General features: G+C 53.1%; 16 protein-coding genes. 12 read left to right on the plus strand and 4 right to left on the minus strand.

Going from position 1 to position 19491, the window contains the following annotated elements; all coding sequences use genetic code 11:
- Positions 1-6: 6 nt before the first annotated feature.
- On the plus strand, positions 7-1356 hold the full coding sequence (locus EGK14_RS02935; RefSeq protein WP_125287576.1) for a GntP family transporter: 1350 nt from the start codon (positions 7-9) through the stop codon (positions 1354-1356).
- 47 nt (positions 1357-1403) lie between these two features.
- On the opposite strand, the gene EGK14_RS02940 is transcribed toward EGK14_RS02935, so the two are convergent.
- The gene (locus EGK14_RS02940; protein ID WP_125287577.1) at positions 1404-3938 is read right to left on the minus strand and encodes an excinuclease ABC subunit UvrA; all 2535 of its coding nucleotides are present in this window, start codon (positions 3936-3938) and stop codon (positions 1404-1406) included.
- A gap of 225 nt (positions 3939-4163) precedes the next feature.
- Between EGK14_RS02940 and EGK14_RS02945 the strand changes: the two genes are divergently transcribed.
- The 5 genes from EGK14_RS02945 (at position 4164) to EGK14_RS02965 (ending at position 8731) form a co-directional block, all read left to right on the plus strand.
- Positions 4164-4727, plus strand: coding sequence for a peroxiredoxin (locus tag EGK14_RS02945; RefSeq protein ID WP_125287578.1), 564 nt, complete (start codon positions 4164-4166; stop codon positions 4725-4727).
- 15 nt (positions 4728-4742) lie between these two features.
- Positions 4743-5981: a protein-disulfide reductase DsbD gene (locus EGK14_RS02950; protein ID WP_125287579.1), complete on the plus strand. Its 1239-nt coding sequence runs from the start codon at positions 4743-4745 to the stop codon at positions 5979-5981.
- Between the two features lie 49 nt (positions 5982-6030).
- Positions 6031-6579: a sigma-70 family RNA polymerase sigma factor gene (locus EGK14_RS02955; protein ID WP_125287580.1), complete on the plus strand. Its 549-nt coding sequence runs from the start codon at positions 6031-6033 to the stop codon at positions 6577-6579.
- A complete protein-coding gene (locus EGK14_RS02960; RefSeq protein WP_125287581.1) occupies positions 6566-7201 on the plus strand; it encodes a DUF1109 domain-containing protein in 636 nt (211 codons plus the stop codon). The genes EGK14_RS02955 and EGK14_RS02960 overlap by 14 nt, the downstream gene beginning before the upstream one ends.
- Positions 7202-7648: 447 nt before the next feature.
- Positions 7649-8731 carry a type I restriction enzyme HsdR N-terminal domain-containing protein gene (locus EGK14_RS02965; protein WP_125287582.1) on the plus strand — a complete coding sequence of 361 codons (1083 nt, stop codon included), beginning with the start codon at positions 7649-7651 and terminating at the stop codon, positions 8729-8731.
- A 50-nt stretch (positions 8732-8781) separates the two neighbouring features.
- On the opposite strand, the gene EGK14_RS02970 is transcribed toward EGK14_RS02965, so the two are convergent.
- Positions 8782-9969 (minus strand): histidinol-phosphate transaminase, encoded by a 1188-nt coding sequence (locus tag EGK14_RS02970; protein ID WP_233598434.1) that lies wholly within the window; start codon positions 9967-9969, stop codon positions 8782-8784.
- 292 nt (positions 9970-10261) lie between these two features.
- Entirely contained in the window at positions 10262-11548 is a 1287-nt protein-coding gene (locus EGK14_RS02975; RefSeq protein WP_125287583.1) for a PAS domain-containing methyl-accepting chemotaxis protein, read from the minus strand.
- A 21-nt stretch (positions 11549-11569) separates the two neighbouring features.
- Here EGK14_RS02975 and EGK14_RS02980 point away from each other — a divergent pair, with 21 nt between their 5' ends.
- From EGK14_RS02980 to EGK14_RS02990, 3 genes are all read left to right on the plus strand, one after another.
- Positions 11570-11845: a hypothetical protein gene (locus tag EGK14_RS02980; protein ID WP_125287584.1), complete on the plus strand. Its 276-nt coding sequence runs from the start codon at positions 11570-11572 to the stop codon at positions 11843-11845.
- Positions 11846-11955: 110 nt separating this feature from the next.
- On the plus strand, positions 11956-12243 hold the full coding sequence (locus EGK14_RS02985) for a VF530 family DNA-binding protein (RefSeq protein ID WP_125287585.1): 288 nt from the start codon (positions 11956-11958) through the stop codon (positions 12241-12243).
- Between the two features lie 142 nt (positions 12244-12385).
- Positions 12386-13765 (plus strand): sugar porter family MFS transporter, encoded by a 1380-nt coding sequence (locus EGK14_RS02990; RefSeq protein ID WP_125287586.1) that lies wholly within the window; start codon positions 12386-12388, stop codon positions 13763-13765.
- Positions 13766-14008: 243 nt separating this feature from the next.
- On the opposite strand, the gene EGK14_RS02995 is transcribed toward EGK14_RS02990, so the two are convergent.
- Positions 14009-15241, minus strand: a complete 1233-nt coding sequence (locus EGK14_RS02995) for a sugar efflux transporter (RefSeq protein ID WP_125287587.1) — start codon at positions 15239-15241, stop codon at positions 14009-14011.
- A 773-nt stretch (positions 15242-16014) separates the two neighbouring features.
- On the opposite strand from EGK14_RS02995, the gene EGK14_RS03000 reads away from it, so the two are divergent.
- The 3 genes from EGK14_RS03000 (at position 16015) to EGK14_RS03015 (ending at position 19491) form a co-directional block, all read left to right on the plus strand.
- On the plus strand, positions 16015-16332 hold the full coding sequence (locus EGK14_RS03000) for a hypothetical protein (protein WP_233598435.1): 318 nt from the start codon (positions 16015-16017) through the stop codon (positions 16330-16332).
- Positions 16333-16477: 145 nt separating this feature from the next.
- Complete coding sequence (locus EGK14_RS03005) at positions 16478-16867, plus strand: hypothetical protein (protein WP_021536972.1); 390 nt, start codon at positions 16478-16480, stop codon at positions 16865-16867.
- A 425-nt stretch (positions 16868-17292) separates the two neighbouring features.
- Positions 17293-19491: a hypothetical protein gene (locus EGK14_RS03015; RefSeq protein ID WP_199746349.1), complete on the plus strand. Its 2199-nt coding sequence runs from the start codon at positions 17293-17295 to the stop codon at positions 19489-19491.

Raw genomic sequence — 19491 nt, forward strand, 5'->3', positions numbered from 1 at the left:
ATTACCATGTCCACCGCTATGCTGTTAGCCATCGCGACCGCCAGCGTCGTTGTTCTGCTGCTGCTGGTCATTAAAGCCAAAGTCCATCCCTTCGTTGCGCTGTTGATTGTGAGCCTGCTGGTCGCTATCGCCACCGGCATTCCGTCTGAAAAAATCATGGAGATCATTATGAGCGGCATGGGCGGGCTGCTCGGCCATATCGCCATTATCATCGTACTGGGCGCGATGCTCGGCGCGATTATTGAGGCATCGGGGGGCGCAGAGTCGCTCGCGCAGCGTTTCAGCAGGACGCTGGGCATCCGGCGCACCGTAGCGGCGCTGACCATGGCGGCGTTTATCCTGGGGATCCCGGTGTTTTTTGAGGTCGGCTTTATTATCGTGATCCCGCTGATCTACGGCTTCAGCAAAGTTGCGCGCGTCTCGCCAATCAAGTTCGGTTTGCCGATGGCGGGCGTCATGCTGACGGTGCACGTGGCGCTGCCTACACATCCTGGCCCGGCGGCAGCCGCCGGGATCCTGCATACCGATATGGGCTGGCTAATGCTGCTGGGCCTGGTGATTTCGATCCCGGTGGGCATCGTTGGCTATCTGGTGGCGAAAGCGATGAATCGCCAGCGTTTCCAGCTGTCGGTGGAGGTGCTGGAGAGCCTGCAAATGGCGAAGCCGGAAGGCCTAGAGAAAAAGAGCGGGACGCCGGGCGCGCTGATGATTTCCGGCCTGATCGTGGTGCCCATCGCGCTGATCGTGCTGGGTACGCTGGCGCACTCGCTGCTGGCGGAAGAGAGCCTGCTGCGTAAGGTGATGACGGTGATCGGCACGCCGCCAATCGCGTTACTTATCGCGCTGGCGCTGGCCGCATGGCTGCTAGGATTGCGTCGCGGCTGGAGCAAAGACAAGCTGGAAGATCTGACCGGTCGTGCCATTCCGGGATCGGCCAGCGTGATCCTGGTGGCGGGCGCGGGCGGCGCATTTGGCAAGGTGCTGGTGGAGTCGGGCGTGGGTAAAGCGCTGGCGTTGACGCTGGAAACGCTGCATCTGCCGCTGGTACCGGCGGCGTTTATTCTGTCGCTGGCGCTGCGCGCCTCCCAGGGATCGGCCACGGTGGCGATCCTGACCACCAGCGGCTTGCTGACCTCGGCGGTGGGCGGCGCAAATGAGATGGACAGGGTACTGGTGACGCTGGCCGCCTGCTTTGGCGGACTGGGCCTGTCGCACGTGAACGATGCGGGATTCTGGGTGGTAACGCGCTATCTGGGGCTGTCCGTGGTCGACGGCCTGAAAACCTGGACGGTGTTAACCACGATAATGGGCCTGAGCGGCTTTGCGCTGACGTGGCTGGTGTGGGCGCTGGTCTGACCGGAGCGATAACGGAGGAAGGCCTGCTTTCCTTCCTCCGTTAAGGCTTATTGCGGAACGGCGGTTCTGTTTTTCAGCTTGCTGGCCAGATAAGGCGCGGTCAGGCTCTCAGCCGCCTGGCTGACCGTTTCAGGTGTTCCTGCCGCTACGATGCGGCCGCCGTTACTCCCGGAACCCGGCCCTAAATCGATCACCCAGTCCGCCTCGGCGGCGATGCGCATATCATGTTCGGCCATGATAACGGTATCGCCACGCTGCACCAGCCGATCCAGTACGCCCAGCAGTTTGTCCGTATCGGAAGGATGGAGACCTGAAGATGGCTCGTCCAGCAGATAAAGCGTTTTCCCCCGCTGCGCGCGCTGAAGCTCCCAGGCAAGCTTGATGCGCTGGCATTCGCCACCGGACAATTCCGTGGCCGGCTGGCCTAATTTAAGGTATCCCAGCCCCAGGGCGGTAAGCGCCGTCAAAGAGCGCTGAATAGTGTCATTACCGTCAAAAACGGCAACGGCCTCATCCACGGTCAGAGCGAGGACGTCAGCAATTGTCCGGTTTTGCCACCGTATCTTCAGCGTTTCCTCGTTGTAGCGGGCGCCGCCGCAGGCGGAACAGGGTGCGCTTACGCCTGGCATAAACATCAGTTCAATGGTGATTTGCCCCTGGCCCTCGCAGGCCGGACAGCGTCCCTCGGGAAGATTGAAAGAGAAGCGGCTTGCGGTAAAGCCAAGCCGCTTTGCCTCGTCGGTTGCCGCAAACAGCTTGCGAACGGTATCGAAAAAGCCGGTGTAGGTCGCCAGGTTGGAACGAGGCGTGCGTCCGATAGGGCGCTGATCGATGCGGATCAGCCTTTTAAGGCTGTCGCCCCCGGCCGTGATTTTCCCCTGCACGTCTGACGTCCCGTCTTCTTCTTCGACCTCCTCATCCACTGGCGTGTTATCCAGCCGCGCCAGCAAGCCCGGCAGCACCCGGGTCAACAGCGTTGATTTCCCCGAACCCGACACGCCGGTGATCACGGTCATGTTTTCAAGAGGAATGGCCACATCGAGCGCGGAAATATTGTTGCAGCTAATCTGCTCCAGCCTGAGCCAGCCGGCAGGCGATTTCCGCTGGCGTAAACCCGGCTGCTGCTGGCTGAACAAATAAGGCGCCGTACGTGACGCCGTCACTTTTCGCAGTCCGTCCGGCACGCCGTTATAGACGATTTCGCCTCCCTGACGGCCCGGCCCTGGTCCCACCTCAATCAGCCAGTCGGCTTCGGCAATCACATCAAGATTGTGCTCTACAATCGCCAGCGAGTTGCCGGCCTCCAGCAGCGAACGCAGGGAATGCAGCAGCGCCTGCACATCGTCCGGATGCAGCCCGGCGGAAGGCTCGTCCAGCACGTACAGCACCCCGAAAAGCTGTGAAATAAGCTGGGTCGCCAGCCGTATCCGCTGAAGCTCCCCGGAAGAGAGCATGGTGGTCTGCCGTCCCAGAGCAAGGTGGCCCAGCCCCAGCTTCTCCAGCTGTTCAAGACGGCCGCAGATGTCCGACGCCATTCTTGTGGTGGCTTCCCGCAGCGCCGTTTCCTCTGGCAAAGAGGGCGACTCGCCCCCGGCAAACGGCAGCAGCAGCATTTTCAGCTGCGTCAGGGTCAGCTCGCCCATCCCGGCGATATCGTAGCCGGCAAAGGTGACGGCAAGGGCGTTTGGGTTAAGCTTTTTACCCTGGCAGGCAGGGCACGGCGCCGTGGCAATAAAAGGGGACAGCCGCTTTTTAACGGACTCTTTACCGCCGGCATAGCTTTGCAGCAGATATCTTTTGGCGCTGGTGTAGGTGCCGGTATAGTCGGGCTTCATCCCGGCCGCGATCGCCGCTTTTTGCTGTTTAGCATTCATATCGGGAAACACGGACACGGAGGGTTGTTCGTCGGTAAACAGTATCCACTGCCGATCCTTTGCCGATAAGGTTTTCCACGGCGCATCCACGTCGTAGTCGAGCATTTCAAGAATGGTGCGCAGATTTTTTGCTCCCCAGCCGTTTGGCCACGCGGCTATCGCGCCTTCGCGAATACTCAACGACTCATCAGGCACCAGCGCGTCGGCCTTCACTTCATGCGTCCTGCCCGTCCCCTGGCACAGCGTACAGGCTCCCTGCGGATTATTGGGAGAGAACGCCTCGGCAGGCATAAAAGGGATGCCCTTCGGGTAATGCCCTGCACGGGAAAAAAGCAGGCGGAGCGTGACCGAAATGCGGGTCAGGCTGCCTACCGTAGAGCGCTCCTGAGCGCCTGCGCGGCTCTGCTGGAGCGCGACGGCCGGTGGCAAACCGTCGATATTGTCCACGTCCGGCACCGGAGCCTGCTCAATCAGGTGACGCACATGTGGCGCGACGGATTCCAGATACCTTCGCTGCGCTTCCGCATAGAGCGTATCGAAGGCCAGTGAGGATTTTCCCGAGCCGGAGACGCCCGTAAAGATTACGATGGCATCGCGCGGGAAAGCGAGTGAGACATCTTTCAGGTTGTGTGTTCTCGCTCCGTGTACGCTTACGTCAGTGTTGTCGACTTTCTGTTGAGCGGCGCGTTCAGTTCTGGTCGGCGACATAGTATCCCTGTAAAAATTGATGTGGCTGACAGCATCAGGGCGTTCAAAGCAGTCCCGATGCTGAATGACGTGCAGCAAAGGGTAGTTCTGTTAAGGCGATCACACAATTCGCCTCCATTAGACGAATAGCTAAAATTTTTTTTACCTCAGCGAAACTTTTCCCTGTGGTTCGACGAACCTCTGATTAAGGAGATGGTTTCCTTTCACCTGTCGAATAATGGAGAGATGTTTATGCGTATGAACCTGAAAGCCCTGACCGCCGCCACGCTGCTGGCGCTTACCTTGCCCGTGACCAGCGCCTTTGCTGCCCTGCAGGTCGGTGAAAAAGCGCCGGATTTTAAGCTTGATGCCGCGCTGGCCGGTAAATCGACCACGTTCTCGCTACAGCAGGCGCTGCAAAAAGGCCCGGTGGTGCTCTATTTCTTCCCGGCCGCGTTTAGCGCGGGCTGTACCCTGGAAGCGCATGACTTTGCCGAAGCGACCGATGAGTTTAACAAGCAGGGCGCGACGGTGATTGGCGTGACGGCGGGCAATACCGACCAGATCGCTAAGTTTTCCCAGCTGGAATGCCGCGATAAATTTACCGTAGCCGCCGATCCGGGCGCGAAAGTCGCGACAGCATATAAAAATACGCTGGAGATGAAAGGGAAAACCTATTCCGACCGCACTTCCTATGTGATTGCGCCGGACGGCAAGATCCTGCTCAGCTATACCGACAAAAATCCGGACGCGCATATTCAAAAAGCGATGGACGCGGTGAAAAAATATCGCCAGGCCAACCCGGCATAACGGAGTAGGTTTATTATGCTGACTGCTATCGCTGCCGCCTTGCTGGGCGGCCTTATCCTGAATTTAATGCCGTGCGTGTTTCCGGTGATTTCGCTGAAGGCGCTGAGCCTGCTGCGCCATCATGACAGGCCCGCACAGGCCCGCGCCGAAGGCCTGGCGTTTCTGCTCGGCGTGGTGGTGACCATGGTAGCGCTGGTGGGCGTGCTGCTGCTGGCGCGGGCGGGCGGATCGTCGGTCGGCTGGGGATTTCAGCTTCAGTCGCCGCTGGTGATCGCGCTGCTGATCCTGGTGATGCTTGGCTCGGCCCTCAATCTTTTTGGGCTTTTTGAGGTCGGGCTTTCGGTGCAGCGGGTAGGGGGAATAGGCGGCGATCGCGGCGGTCTGACCGGCTCTGCGCTGACCGGCGCGCTGGCAATTATTGTGGCGACGCCCTGTAGCGCGCCCTTTATGGCCAGCGCGGTCGGCTATGCGCTGACTCAGCCGCCGGCGGTCAGCCTGATGATCTTTATCTCGCTGGCGCTGGGATTTGCTGCACCTTTTACGCTGATTTCTTTTTTTCCGGTGCTGGCGAAAGTGCTGCCTGCGCCCGGCGCCTGGATGTCGACGCTGAAACAGGGGCTGGCGTTTCCGATGCTGGGCGCGGTCGGCTGGCTGATTTGGGTGCTGGAGCGGCAGGCCGGCTCGGCGGCGCTGGCGGCTATCCTGGCCTGCTGTCTGCTGCTGAGCTTTGCCGCCTGGCTGTATGGCATGGCGCAAAAACGTCAGATGATGGGCAGGCGTCACTGGGCGCTGCATAGCGCAACCGTGGTATTTCTGCTGCTGGTGGCGGTGCCGCTGCTTAACCTTAACGCCACCGCCACGCCGCAAAACGGCGCTGAAACTGCACAGGCTGCGGCAGCCGTTGCCTGGACGCCGCAGAATGTCGAGGCGATTAAAGGGCAGGGCAAACCGATTCTGGTAAACTTTACCGCATCCTGGTGTATTACCTGTCAGGTAAACGATCGCACGTCGCTTTCTACTCAGGCTGTTAAAGCAGCGATGGCGCGTACCGATACCATCTATATGGTTGCGGATTCCACTAAGTACAATCCGGATGTGGAACAGGCGCTGAGCGATTTCGGCCGGGGCGGACTGCCGCTTTACGTGGTATATCCGGCGGACGGCGGCAAGCCGGTTGTGCTGCCGCAGGTGCTGACGCCTGGTATTGTTATCTCGGCGCTGGATCGCGCCACTGAACACGGGAAAAAATCGTGAGCAAGCGTAGTGACTACAAGCCCGGCAGATAACGTTTTGCAGGCGGGCAATGCCCATCACTGAGACGCAGCACTGGCCTGCGCTGATGGCGCGCGCGCAGGCCGGCGACCGCGAAGCCTATAACCGGCTGCTGAAAGCGATGGTACCTGCCATCCGCGCCTTTGCGCGTCAAAAAATCAGTGATGAAGCGCTGCTTGAAGATGTTATTCAGGAAACGCTGCTGGCGATCCATCGCGTCCGCCATACCTACGATCCGCAGCGTCCCGTTCTGCCCTGGGTAGCGGCGATTACCTCGGCCAGGGCGATTGACGCTCTGCGGCAGCGCGGCAGAAGTCAGGAAGTTCAGGACGAGGAGGCGGTAAACCGCCAGGCTGCTGTCCTGCCGGAAACGGATACCGATGGTCATGAACTGAATGGCTATCTGGACAGCCTGCCGGTAAGGCAGCGGGAAATTGTGGAATCCGTTCATCTGCGCGAACAGAGCCTTGCTCAGGCCGCGGCGGAAAGCAATCTGTCGATAGCCGCCGTAAAGTCGCTTTTGCATCGCGCAATGCTTAACCTTCGCAAATCAGGAAAAAGCAATCATGAGAAATCATGATCGGTTTATCGATCAACTTAGCGCCTCGGCGCGGCCGGTTAAACGCCTCTGGCCTACTGGCTGGCGCGTGGCTGTCTGGATAGCGCTGGCCTTGCCCTGCGGCATGGTAAGCAGCTGGGCGCTGCACAGCAGATTCACCGACTGGTCACGGCCCGATGCGCTGCCTGCGCTGCTAAGCCTGCTGCTGTCTTTTATTCTTGGCAGCGGCGCTATGGCGGGCGCGTTTACGCTCAGCCTGGCCGGGCGCCCCCCCGTGCGTTTGAGATGGCTGGGCCTGCTGGCGCTCATTTGGCTGGCGCTTAATTTAGGTAATATGACTGCCACCACACCGGCGGGCGGCGGACAGTTTGGCGAGGGCATACACTGTTATCTGTTTATGCTGTCGGCCAGCCTGCCGATGATGGTGATTGCCGTGGCGGCGCTGCATCGTTCCCGCTCGCTTTATCCGGGCAAAAGCCTGGCGCTGGCGGGCGGCGGCATCGCCTTTATGTCATCCATGCTGCTGTCGCTGTGCCATCAAACACATCTGCATATGCTGGATTTCATTATGCATCTGGCGGCGGGCATCACGATTATCGCCGTGACCGTGCTGGCGGGAAGACGCTGGATCCGGCTGGATTAATGACAGGACACCATAGAGACAGGGAATGGATTCAATTTATATAGATAATTTTTTCCTGTACTCACTGAAGCTGCATTTATAAAATATTTGGTAACCAGCGGTATCTGTTAAATATGACGGCTTTACATAAATCATCAGCCCAGTGCACGGTTCCTGATCGGGGCCGGCACTCCCCTTAGTGTAAAAAAATTGAGTAATGATCTTCGGCCAAACTCTTAACGTCATGCGCAATAAGTGGTAATCGTCTCGCTTATATCTGTTGACAAAGATTGCGCCATCGCTTATATCATAAGCAATATTCAGCTTTATGTTTCTGCTGAAGATAAAATTTAGCATTTTTAAAATTTTTTAGTCAAAAACGCCATTTATATTTAATTAACATCAAACCATATCTCAATACAGTATCAGCCGGGGCTGGGTCCAGGCTTAAAACGCTAATGGTGATGAATGGAAATTTTAGATGAATTGAACGCACTCGCAGCAAAAATAAAGCAGCAATCACTTTTAATCCAAACAGAAGAGGCAACCAAAAGTGCATTAGTTATGCCCTTTATAAGCAAGATATTAGGGTATGACGTGTTTAATCCAACAGAGGTCATTCCAGAATTTATTTGCGATGTAGGCACAAAAAAAGGGGAGAAAATTGACTATGCAATTGTCAGGGATGATGAAATTCAGATGCTTGTTGAGTGTAAGAAAATAGGCGACTCGCTTAACATTAAACATGCTTCCCAACTTTTTAGATATTTCCATGTTACTACTGCAAGGATATCCATCCTCACCAATGGGCAAGTCTACAAGTTTTTTACTGACCTGGATGCGCCTAATAAGATGGATGAGAAACCTTTCCTTGAGTTGGATCTCCTTAACATTGACGAACATGTTGTTCCCGAGCTATTAAAGCTAACCAGAAGCGCTTTCGATGTCGAATCTATAGTGAATGCCGCTGGGGAACTTAAGTATGTAAGCCAAATCAAAAAGATAATCTCAGCCCAGTTTCAAAATCCTGAAGACGATTTTGTTAAACTTGTAGGATCTCGCGTGTACGAGGGCGTTTTTACGCAAAAGGTTAAAGAACTTTTCTTTGTCTTGACAAAAAAAGCGGCAAGCCAATGGCTGAATGACCAGGTTAATGAGAGACTTAAATCTGCCATTAGCGGTAGTGTAACAACGAAGTCTGAAAAGGATTCTAATGGTCTACTTAATGAAGGCGATACTCCTCAGCCTGAAGATGATGACGGTATTATCACAACAGCGGAGGAAATTGAGGGGTTCCATATAGTTAAATCTATTATCAGAAAACATATCTCTTCAGAAAGGATATCTTACAGGGATACACGAAGCTATTTTGGCATTCTGATAGATGATAATAACAGAAAGCCGATATGTCGTTTGCACCTGAATCGCAGCCAAAAATATCTTAGCCTGTTTGACGCAAACAAAGTTGAAACCCGACATCCGATTACTACGCTTGATGAAATTTATGATTTTACTGAAACGCTTGTTGAAACTGCGTTGCGATATAAATAGCACAGGGGGAGCCTCATCGCTCCCCTGAACTATACAAGAATAGCCAAAAACTATACCCAGTCCTTCTTACGGAATTCACGCAGCTTATCGGCGACCCACTGCATTTCTTCCGGTGTGCCAAGCGAAATCCGGCACCAGCTGTCGGCTGGTGGAAAAGCGCGGCCGACCAGTACGCCAGACTCTGCCATCCGCTTTTGATACGTTTGCAGCGTCGTTCTGAGCTGGTGGAAAACAAAGTTTCCCTCAGACGGCAGGTAAGGGAGCTGTAGCTCGTCCAGCGCTTTCACTAAAATCTGACGGGAAAGATCGTTGCTCTTTTTGCTGTATGCGATAAACGCATGGTCATCCATAGAAGCCAACGCCGCATCAACGCCGCAGAAATTTATCTTTTCTCCGGCAACATGCTTTTCGAGCCGCGCAATTGCATCCGGGTGCGCCACCGCATAGCCGACGCGCATTCCGGCCATAGCGTGAATTTTAGAAAAGGTCTTCAGCAGAATAATATTATCCATGCCTTGCGCAATCAGCGGCGAGACGGAGCGGAAACGTTGGTCGTTAACAAACTCGGCGTAGGCTTCATCAACAATAAACATCGTATCGGCAGGCTTGCTGGTTATCCATGGTTCAATCAAGTCGGCTGGGGTAATAGTCGCCGTCGGATTATTAGGGTTTACCAGATAAACCAGCGACGGGCCACGATGATTGGCTACGACCGCCTTCATTGCCGCAATATCAAATGCCCAGTTATCAAGCATCTTAACTTTAGCGATCTTCATACCGGCAATCTTTGCGAAATGTTCGCCATCGCCATAGGTCAATTCCGGGATAACCAGCTGCGATCCCTGTGGTGACCAGGCTTCCACCGCCGCCCGAATCCCTTCTGATGAGCCGGCGGTAAGCAATATGGCTGACGGGGAAACCTGGTGATGTTCAGCAACTTTTTGACGCAGCCCGATAATTTCCGCTTTAGCGTAGCGATTTGCTTTTAAGACGGCATCACGTGCGGCAGCCTGCGCTTTGGGCGACATGCCAAGCGGGTTTTCGTTGAAATTAATGCGGACAGGACGATCCGGCGTGGGCGGGGCAAAGGCTGATTTGCTGAGCGGTGCGGCGGCAAAGGTCGCAGCATTAAATCCGGCGGTTAGCGCCGCGCCGCCCGCCATGATGCCGGAAAGCTTCAGTAAGGATCTGCGTTTTGCATCCACGGCCTCGTGATCATTCACCATTACATTCATCATACATTCTCCTTTTTAATCGATGACAAAAAGGAGAATGCAGTAATTATGCCAGTTTCCGCGGTAGATGACCAAGCGCCGTTTGTTAACATCATGTAATAGCTGCAGAAGCCTGTTTTCCGGCGCAGGAGGAAGTTTGCTAAGCCCGAAGCCTAAAGATTGCAATCATAAGGCAGGTTTATTTATCACGCCCGTTAGCGCTTTAATGGTGCGCTTACGCACCAAAGGTTATCACTGCCCGTGAAAGCAGCAGAATAAGAAGAGCAGGGAGCTGCCTTGCTCCCTTTTCCTGTGCCTACACATCCAGCCGATGAATAACGCTGACAAACTGGTGTACGCCGCTGTTGATCTCACGCAGGCTGCGCGAAAGCTCGCTGATTTTATCCTGCTCGGTAACCATAAACTGTTTGACCGAATCCAGCTCCTGATACATCTGCTTGATCAGCTGCGTATTAACCTCCACCACGGCAGTAATTTTTTGCGTGGCGCTGGCGGTAGAAGCGGCAAGGCGGCGAACCTCAGCCGCTACCACGCTGAACCCGCGGCCAGCTTCGCCGGCACGAGCGGATTCAATCGCGGCGTTCAGCGCGAGGATATTGGTCTGCGAGGCGATAACGTTAATCGTATCGACCACTTCGCTGATGCTTTTTGCCGATGCGTTCAGCTGAGTGCCAATTTCAGTGGCGGTGCTTACCTGCAAGGCGACCTGGCCGGAGTTCCGCACGGTTTCATCCAGCACTTCATTAGCGTTGTGGGTGATTTGCGAGGTTTGCTCCGACGTGGTGACCGCTATGTCCGCCACGCGCTTCGCCGCCTCAACGCGGGCCGTAATATCTGAAGCCAGCTTGATAACCTTGCAGACTTTGCCATCTGCGTCATAGATGGGGTTGTAGCTTGCCTCAAGCCAGATACGTTCACCACTGGCGGTTTTACGCTCAAAGCGCCCGACAAAATGCTGGCCTTTGCTGATTTTTTGCCAGAACTCGGGGTTTTCCCGGTAAAAGCAGTCATAGCAGAAAATGCGATGATGCTGGCCGACGATATCCGACAGCGCATAGCCCATATGGTTAAGGAAATTGTTGTTAGCGGTGATTATCTTGCCGTCGGTTGTGAATTCAATGACCGCCATAGAACGATCCAGCGCGGTGATCACCGCTTCTTTCTGCTCCAGCTCCTGATGGCGAGCGGTAATATCAGAGGCTATCTTAATGACCTTATAAACCTCACCCTTATCATCACAAACGGGGAAATAGGTGGCGCTAAGGTAAAAGCGCTGATGTTGTTTACTGAAGCGTTCAAAGATACCCGTGACCGACTCGCCTGATGCCAGCGTTTGCCAGAAATGACGGTATTCCGATGAATGGACATATTCCGTATCGCAAAAAATACGGTGATGCTTACCCTGGATTTCGCTTAGCGAATAGCCAGTTATCTCCATAAATTGCTGATTGGCGCTGAGTATTTCTCCATCGGGCAAAAACTCAATCCACGCCACATGCTGCTTAATCGCGTTAATGTCCTTAACAACGGCGCTGCCTTTAGATAAAGACAGGGAAAAACTCGATTTTTTTACACCAAACATAGACAACCCCAGGAAGTTTTCATGATCTCAACGATCCATTGCGGGACTTTTATCCTCGCCAATGAATACTGTGCGGCGACCGTCAGCGCGGTGACGCATGATTTTCCCGGGTGGAACGTTTTATCCTTTGCTTCTGAGCAAAGAACCGTATCTCTTTTCGCACTTAGGTGCGGAGGCCGGGATTTTGTCTTGGTAAATTTCCTGATGTGCAGTAACGGGCGAAAAAGCCTGTCTGTAAACCACTATCGGCAGGCTGATGAAAAGTTTGAGCCAGATGTCTCAAAATGTGCGTTTTGAGCAAGGTTTTGTATAAAGCAGCGGCAACTGCCGTGTAATAAACACGCCCGGTTTGCACCTGACTATCACAGTCAGTATGGTAGCGGCATTATTTTCGCTGAGAGAGTGCTATGAGTAACCACACTTCAAAAGATCCGCTGCATGGCGTTACGCTGGAAGCCATTATTAACGCGCTGGTGGCACGCTACGGCTGGGATGAGATGGGTAAACGCATTAATATTAACTGCTTTAAAAGCGACCCCAGCGTTAAATCCAGCCTGAAGTTTCTGCGTCGTACGCCGTGGGCGCGGGCAGAGGTGGAGGCATTGTATATTGCGTCTTTAAGCGATGCTGCCGTCACACCTGAACTTCCTGCCGACAGCCCGTGGGCCAACTGGAAAAGCAAAAAAGAAGAGTAGGCAGCGGCTGCCTTGTTTTGCCTTCCGCATTATCCTGCCGCCGGTCGTATCTGAAAATGTGACCGGTAACGCATCGACACCCCGCTTATTTACATAAAGTTAACATTCTTGATGTAAATTGACTTAGGCGAGGAGATACGGCATGAAGGCCAGTAAAGTTTCAGGGAATCGGTTTACCTGGTTTGTCTGCATGATGGCGGCGCTGTCGGGTCTGCTGTTCGGGCTTGATATCGGCGTTATTGCAGGCGCGCTGCCTTTTTTAGCAAAAGATTTGCATATCAGCAATCACGAGCAGGAATGGGTAGTCAGCTCGATGATGTTTGGCGCAGCCATTGGCGCGCTGGCCGCGGGCTGGATGTCCTCGAAGCTGGGACGCAAAAAAAGTATGCTGGCCGGGGCCACGCTGTTTATTATCGGCTCGCTCTGGTCGGCGCTTTCGCCGGATGTGGAATCGCTGATATTTTCCCGCGTTCTGCTTGGGCTGGCAGTGGGCGTGGCATCCTATACCGCCCCCCTGTATCTGGCCGAAATTGCGCCGGAGCGGATCCGCGGCTCTATGATCTCCATGTATCAACTGATGCTGACCACCGGCATCGTGGTGGCTTATCTTTCCGATACCGCCTTCAGCTATAGCGGCAGCTGGCGATGGATGCTGGGCGTTATCGCTATCCCGGCGGTGATCCTGTTTATCGGCGTGCTGTTTTTGCCTAACAGCCCACGCTGGCTGGCTTCGCACGGACGTTTTAACGAGGCGCAGCGCGTGCTGGATCGTCTGCGTAATACCAGCGAGCAGGCGAAACAGGAGCTGGACGACATCCGGGAAAGCCTGATGGTTAAGCAGCACGGCTGGTCGTTGTTCAGAAATAACGGCAACTTTCGCCGTGCAGTATGGCTGGGGATGTTATTGCAGCTGATGCAGCAATTTACCGGCATGAACGTGGTGATGTATTACGCGCCGAAAATTTTCGGCATCGCCGGTTTTTCCAGCACCAGTGAGCAAATGTGGGGAACGGTGATCGTTGGCCTGGTCAACGTGCTGGCAACCTTAATCGCTATTGGTCTGGTCGACCGTTGGGGTCGTAAACCGATGCTTACGACCAGCTTCCTGGTGATGGCCATCGGTATGGGCGTGCTGGGCACGCTGCTGCATTTGGGCGTTGAAACCGATTTTCGTAAGTATTTTGCGATTGCGATGCTGCTGATTTTTATCGTCGGCTTTGCGATGGCAGCCGGCCCGGTGGTGTGGCTGCTGTGTTCGGAAATTCAGCCGCTGAAAGGCCGCGACTTTGGCATTACCGCCTCCACGACTACTAACTGGGTAGGTAATATGATCGTCGGCGCGACGTTTCTGACCATGCTGGAGAAGTTTGGCAACGCCAATACGTTCTGGTTCTACGCCGCGCTTAATCTGGCATTTATCCTGCTGACGATATGGCTGGTGCCGGAAACCAAACACGTCACGCTGGAGCATATTGAGCGTAACCTGATGAAAGGCAAAGCGCTGCGGGATATCGGCGCCTGAAAAAGACGATATCAAAGCCAGCTACGTGAATTCTGCAAGGCTCTGGTCCTGCAGAATTTACGTAGCGCGATCGATTCGTGATTAATATCACATTTTTATTTAGGCCCGCTTATCGCTCACAGCGGACCTTCAGATCCGTTAGTTAGTCCGCTTTGTGCCAGAAGCGGCCGTTGCATTAATCAGAATAAAACTGGAGCAACAGCGCCGGTTAATCGTGCTTTGTACGCATATTTATGAGAACTGTCAGCCTATTGGTGAACTCTTTTTTGTAGAGAGATTTCTGTTTATACAAAGCATTAGCAAAGCAGCACAACACACTGATAACAGTGGAGCAAGCAGAGTCATTTTAAAACCTGCCAGCTGCGCCATCAGACCGGCAATCCCATTGCCAGCCATCATGCCTGTGCGCATGGCATTGGAGTGAAATGCTGATGCAAAGCCGCTACGTTCTGGCAACGCGTCCTGAATAACAGAAATGCCCAAGCCGACAAAAATACCAAAGAATAATCCGTTAAAAAGTTGCAACACAATCAGTTCGGTCATGTTAGTGGCCAACTGAAGCAGGCTGTAATAGACGGCTGCAAAGAGAAATCCGACCATAATCAGTGGCTCTTTCCCTGTTTTCTCTGCCAGATGAGCAGCGGCAAGCATAACGGGAATTTCCATTATCGCGGTTGCGCCAAGCAGAAAGCCCGGAAACGAAGCGGGTAAATTAAGCTCGTGTACCAGGTACAGCGGCATAATGGTCAGGTACATGTTATTGGATAAATTTGCCAGCATCATTACTGCGCCGAGTGCCCAAATCATACCCGTGACAGGGGCTTTACTGGCTTGAGTTTTTTCTGCTCTGCCGGTATCGACACTGTTTTTATCCTTCGAAAACAGCAACTGGCTGACAAGTAAGGTGATGGCCGCAAGCAGGGCTGAGGTCAGAAAATTAAAGGTGAAGCCAAATCGGTCGGCGAAGACAAATGCCAGAGCTGGCCCGGCAATCCACACAATTGACACGCCCGAACGCATTTGCGTATTGAGCCGTGTAGCGTTAAGCCCTGCCGTCAGTGAATGTTTTCGGATCATCGACAGGAGTAACGGGATAGACGCATTGCCTGGCCCCATCAAGAAAATACCGATGACCAGAGCCTCGATGGGTTGACGACAGAAACTGAAGGCTAAACCCGCCAGAAAAAGCGACGTAACAGAAATCATGAAAAGTTGCCGGACTGGATGTCCCTTATCTGCAAGCGATCCCATCAACTGGCTGAAAAATAATCCTGAGAGGGCAAACCCCAGGCTGTAGAAAGTGATAAAAATCGGGCTGGCATGTAATCCGTTTATTAAAAAAAGACTCATGACAGGCAAAATGAAGGCATATGAAATGGCGGTCATTACGTTTATAAGGAACAGCCGCCCAGTAATTCCGGAAAAAAAGCTATAAAGAACAACATCTCCATGTAGGTTAATCTTATTTTTTAACATGGAAATGTCTTAAGACAGCACACTATTTCACTTCATATGAGATGTACTGGTATTCGGGTCGTTAGAGCTTCGTCATAAGGTCTTTGTCCCGCTTTTTAGATATTCTGGCGGACGATCCGCTTCTCGCTCAAAGCGGCCATATCAAATGGATGCATGACAGGATTGGTTAGTAGCAGGAAGAGGACGTTTGGGCATCTGGCCCACATGAACAGCGCGTCTTTGTCCGGAGCATTTGCTGATGTTGGTGACGCCTTTGAAATGCAGCGTGAACCACAGCATGGCCTGCTATTGAATACCTGCTGATTTCTAAACAACTTTATGAGGTTCGATCTGGCGGAAGAGGGCAGAAGGACGTTAAGAAAAGTGACGACTCCACTTCCCAATAAAACAGCAACCAATAATGCTGCATATGTAATCGAAGGAATCTCCCTCGTTTCTTCGTGATAGTGCCAGCATCCACGCTAGCAATGTGTTGGCCATCATCATGGCTATCTTGCCAGGAAAAGCGATAAGTAATTCTCGTTTCTGGTGACATGAAATGTGTAAAAATCACTTTTGCCGAATGAGAGTTACCGCGAGTCTGCGCTGTGGTCCGTGACGCTCTGATTCATCCGCTCTGTAAGACAGTGACTATCCCTCCGATTCATCATAAACAAGGAAAGACCATGTTCGGATTCTTTAAAAAGAAAAAACCTGACGCTGCGCCCGGGCAGGGTTCCCGACTGACGGCGTAACAGTTTATCGCGCTGACGCTGAGTGATGAAAAGCTGTCAATGCCTGTGTATCTGCCGGGGATCCGCAGTGAGGCCGAATGCGACGAACTGGGTTTATGGCCACTCATCTACATCTGGAATGTGGATCGTGCCGCTGGCACGTTCGGCCTTTCTGTTAACGGTAAAGCTATCGCCCACCTCCTTGAGCCTTTCGTGCCCCGTGAAGACCCAGCGTATGTCGAAATTCGTGATGAAGCGATGAAGGTTATCGCTGAGGCTTCAACGCAGTCCGTGCTGGCAACCATAGAGAAAACGGGCCTCATGCCCGATGTTTTGTTCGCGTACCACGCTGAGGATGTACAGCAGGAGCAGGGCTAACCGTCAGAGAGTGCGTGAGATTACGCCAGGGATTTTATTAGTCAGTCCTGTCATCCTAATGCTAAATATTCGTCAAGAAATGCTTCAGGTTGCCGAAATATACGATAAGCGTTATTCAAGAACATAACTAAAAGGATGGATCCATATGAAGAAACTGCTGCTTCTTGTTCCGCTCGTGTTTGCTGCTCCGGTACTGGCTTCTGAAGTGACGGTGGGTCAGGTTTGCAAGGCTGTTTCTGCGGCAATGTTCGGTCGTGACCTCAAAATCATGCGGCTGGATAAAGTCGAGTCAGGTATTGCTTACGTACATTATATCCGACAGAACGATGGAACCCGCTGGGCCATCAAGTGCAAACTTATCGGCAATCAAGTGATGTGGGCATCTGACAATCCTGACAGCACCGGTCGCTGGCGGGATGATCCTGCAGACAGCACGGTCAGATATGCTGTTGAGGGTAAAAAAATCATTATTACTGAGGCCTACAGCGACGGTTCCAGCAGCTCCAATTCTTATCCGTTGAAGCAACTACAGTGACTACACACAAGCTTCTAATTATAGCCTGTGAGCGACTGGTCCCTTCAGGGCGCATTTGACTATGCGGATGAGACCTTTGACGTGTGCCAGGAGCGGACTTTACTAACGCCGCTGATGTATTAATCCATGAAGAGCAGGTCATATTTTTAATATAAATTGACTGGTGCGCTAATTATTACAGGAACATCACCGATACATATTACCGCTTCCATTGCTTTTTTAAGCGCGTGTACATTTGTACGACTGGTGGCTGTGCCGGTGACCTTTTCCGAAACTGTCGTGGATGCTGCTGGGACAAAAGGTTCTTTGAAAGGGACGTTACTCACTCCAACTTCAAAACCAACCGCCGTTGTTCTTATCGTACCAGGCTACGGGCCGACCGATAAGGATGGATAATTAAGACCTGCTGAGGATAAGAAATGCCAATGGAATCACCTGAAATTCAGCTCAAGGCTCTGAATAATGCTTTGCGTCGTTTACGTGGGGCCTGTTCCGCACTTGACGGTGAGGAGCTTGATGAAAAATTACTTGAGGTCATGCGACGACTGCTGCTTGCTGAGGTGCTCGCCGATACCTGGATCGTGGCGATAGGCGGCTCGCAAGGGGCGGGTAAAACGACGCTGATGGCGAGCCTGTATAACCTGCATCATGACAATAGCGGCTGGTTACGCAGTAATGAAGGACGCGGCGAGAAAATGCCGGTACTGATCCTCGAGAGTCGTGAGACTAAAGTAGCGCAGGGTTATGTCCGCCGCCTGGTCGAAACTGGAAATGGTTTGACGCTGGATGATATCGGCGTCGACGTCAACGAGTTTCAGCGCGCGGTCTGCGATCCTGATGCCGGGGATTTACTGCCGATACTGAAGGTACCGCAGCGTTATTTTACCCGCAATAACCAGGCCTGGTTACTGCTTCCTGGTTATGAAAAACAAGAGCGTGAAAATCGTGAGTGGCAGGAACTGATGCGTCAGGCGATGATAGCGGCAGGCGGTTGTATTATCGTGACCGATGAGACGCGACTGGCAAACCAGCAGCAGCTCGAAATCGTCAAAGATATGCTGGAAAAAGAGCTTAAGAATTGTAAACCTTATATTGTTATCTCCAAGACAGAAGCGTTTCGCCACAATCCGCAACGTCAAGCTGAATTAAGAAAAAGCGCGGCCGAAACCTTCAATGTCGCTGCCGAATATGCCGATAACAACATTATTTTAACCGGCACCGACGATCCGGAATACGTAACAGAATGGATGCCGCACCTTCGTCGGGCCATTGACGACCTTAACTTTTCCGGACAAACCAACCGTTATCTCCAGTTAACCCACCTTACTGGGATTGTTAGTAAGGATCTGCCGCGCGTTATGAATATGATCCGCACCCAGTCACGTCTGTATTACCACAGTGATAAAGGCGGCCAGGACGATGGCAGCCAGGTGCTGGCCGAAGCTCTGGAAGTGTTTGACACTGCCGTGCAGGAACTGCGGGAGGAGCATACCAAAAAGGTAAAAATGTGCATCGCTAAAACTTTTGAGGCGGCGAAGGCTAATATGGACCGTAGGCTGGTCAAGGAGCATGAGGGATTTGCCAACTGGATATCGAATGCATTTGATACCACCAGTGAGACAAAAGGCAAATTGCAGCAACTGGTACAGGATTCATGGCAGGACGCATCAGCTGATTTCTTCGACGACTATGTGAACAGTCTGCAACAATTGACGGCGGCGAAACTCAAGCCCATTCCAAACGGCAACGATCGCCCAAACTTGCCTGCATCACCGAAGCTGGAGAAGCTGGTAGCACTTGGCTATATGAATAGCGCCGGGCAGCCCGTGCAACACGAACAGCTGGATGCGGAAAAAATAAGTAATATCAAAATTTTGCTAAATCTTGGTGCCACGTCGAATGCGGAAAACATCCCAGTGGTGAATAAACAGCTGAGGAAGAGCGTGGAATTGATCCCGGTGCTCTCGCTAGAGTACACCCGCCTTGTGTACGCCATGCCTGAGATTTGCAAAGAGCTGCGGCCCTACGTCACGCTTGAGCAGGACGATGGCGAGACATCCGCGGGTAACGTCGCGGCAGAAGGGGTTCAAACTCTCAACGCAGGGGTTGATCTTGGCAAGACCGCAATAAAATCACTGGCTGCGGTGCTGGCGATAGACGTTGTCAGCGATGGCGATTCCGATATCCTCGGCACGCTCTTTGGCCAGGATAAGCCTTCTGCTGACCCGACGGGTTCACCTCTTCCCCCCGCACCGGTGATGATGCATCCTGCTGCCGTTGCGGTAACAGCCGTTGTGGCGGCGGCCTACGTGACCGCGGCTGCAGTAACGCGAATGCGTACTTTTGAGAAAAAAGCGAGCAGCCAGGCACACGTCATGCTTGCCAGTGTTCATGACCACCATATTGAGCATTTACGCAATCAATTCGATGACACGATGAGCGCGGCGCGTAAGCGGATTAGCGAAACGTTACGTGCGCGTTATCACATGGACGAAATGCTGATGCGCAAGGATCGGCTCGCGAAAGCCATCGCCGATGTGAATGCCCTTATCGACGACCTGCGCAATGAGCTGGGTTCATCGGCTACGGGCCTGCAAGTATTAATCACCAGCCGTGGTGAGTGA

It is taken from the genome of Erwinia sp. 198, from assembly GCF_003937915.1.
GTDB classification, from domain to species: domain Bacteria; phylum Pseudomonadota; class Gammaproteobacteria; order Enterobacterales; family Enterobacteriaceae; genus Erwinia; species Erwinia aeris.

What these genes read in the sequence shown, in the direction of transcription:
- EGK14_RS02970 (WP_233598434.1), bottom strand. Translation starts at nt 9,969, where the DNA reads ATGATGAATGTAATGGTGAATGATCACGAGGCCGTGGATGCAAAACGC.
- EGK14_RS02950 (WP_125287579.1), top strand. Translation starts at nt 4,743, where the DNA reads ATGCTGACTGCTATCGCTGCCGCCTTGCTGGGCGGCCTTATCCTGAAT.
- EGK14_RS03005 (WP_021536972.1), top strand. Translation starts at nt 16,478, where the DNA reads ATGAAGAAACTGCTGCTTCTTGTTCCGCTCGTGTTTGCTGCTCCGGTA.
- EGK14_RS02945 (WP_125287578.1), top strand. Translation starts at nt 4,164, where the DNA reads ATGTTTATGCGTATGAACCTGAAAGCCCTGACCGCCGCCACGCTGCTG.
- EGK14_RS02960 (WP_125287581.1), top strand. Translation starts at nt 6,566, where the DNA reads ATGAGAAATCATGATCGGTTTATCGATCAACTTAGCGCCTCGGCGCGG.
- EGK14_RS03000 (WP_233598435.1), top strand. Translation starts at nt 16,015, where the DNA reads ATGCCTGTGTATCTGCCGGGGATCCGCAGTGAGGCCGAATGCGACGAA.
- EGK14_RS02940 (WP_125287577.1), bottom strand. Translation starts at nt 3,938, where the DNA reads ATGTCGCCGACCAGAACTGAACGCGCCGCTCAACAGAAAGTCGACAAC.
- EGK14_RS02985 (WP_125287585.1), top strand. Translation starts at nt 11,956, where the DNA reads ATGAGTAACCACACTTCAAAAGATCCGCTGCATGGCGTTACGCTGGAA.
- EGK14_RS02975 (WP_125287583.1), bottom strand. Translation starts at nt 11,548, where the DNA reads ATGTTTGGTGTAAAAAAATCGAGTTTTTCCCTGTCTTTATCTAAAGGC.
- EGK14_RS02995 (WP_125287587.1), bottom strand. Translation starts at nt 15,241, where the DNA reads ATGTTAAAAAATAAGATTAACCTACATGGAGATGTTGTTCTTTATAGC.
- EGK14_RS02955 (WP_125287580.1), top strand. Translation starts at nt 6,031, where the DNA reads ATGCCCATCACTGAGACGCAGCACTGGCCTGCGCTGATGGCGCGCGCG.
- EGK14_RS02935 (WP_125287576.1), top strand. Translation starts at nt 7, where the DNA reads ATGTCCACCGCTATGCTGTTAGCCATCGCGACCGCCAGCGTCGTTGTT.
- EGK14_RS02990 (WP_125287586.1), top strand. Translation starts at nt 12,386, where the DNA reads ATGAAGGCCAGTAAAGTTTCAGGGAATCGGTTTACCTGGTTTGTCTGC.
- EGK14_RS03015 (WP_199746349.1), top strand. Translation starts at nt 17,293, where the DNA reads ATGGAATCACCTGAAATTCAGCTCAAGGCTCTGAATAATGCTTTGCGT.
- EGK14_RS02980 (WP_125287584.1), top strand. Translation starts at nt 11,570, where the DNA reads ATGATCTCAACGATCCATTGCGGGACTTTTATCCTCGCCAATGAATAC.
- EGK14_RS02965 (WP_125287582.1), top strand. Translation starts at nt 7,649, where the DNA reads ATGGAAATTTTAGATGAATTGAACGCACTCGCAGCAAAAATAAAGCAG.